This is a genomic window from Paraburkholderia sp. EG287B, from assembly GCF_040965595.1.
GTDB lineage: Bacteria > Pseudomonadota > Gammaproteobacteria > Burkholderiales > Burkholderiaceae > Paraburkholderia.
In genome coordinates, this window is record NZ_JBFRCG010000104.1 from 1 (window position 1) to 328 (window position 328).

A 328-nucleotide genomic window follows, 5' to 3' on the forward strand; every position below is an offset into this window, starting at 1 on the left:
CGGTGGATCAAAGCTTGTTTGCCAGCTCCCCACCGCTTTTCGCAGGCTACCGCGTCCTTCATCGCCTGTGATCGCCAAGGCATCCACCACATGCACTTGTTCGCTTGACCCTATAACGGGTGTGTCTTGCGGCCAGAGTTAGCGCTTTGGCGCTTACTCCGGGCTCATCCCCGTAGGGGACAGGCAGAAGAACACAATCGTTACAGGTTGAGTATTCGTGTTGCGCCGTATTTCAAGGCAATCTTTCGATCACTTAAAAATACATTGATACAATCACAACCCTGATTCACCTACTCCACACCCATCTCTAAGTGTGTTCCGGATGAAT

At 51.2% G+C, this 328-nt stretch carries 1 rRNA gene; it reads right to left on the bottom strand.

Going from position 1 to position 328, the window contains the following annotated elements:
* Window positions 1-110, bottom strand: a 23S ribosomal RNA gene (locus tag AB4Y40_RS42910); the annotation flags it as partial.
* Between the last annotated feature and the right edge of the window lie 218 nt (window positions 111-328).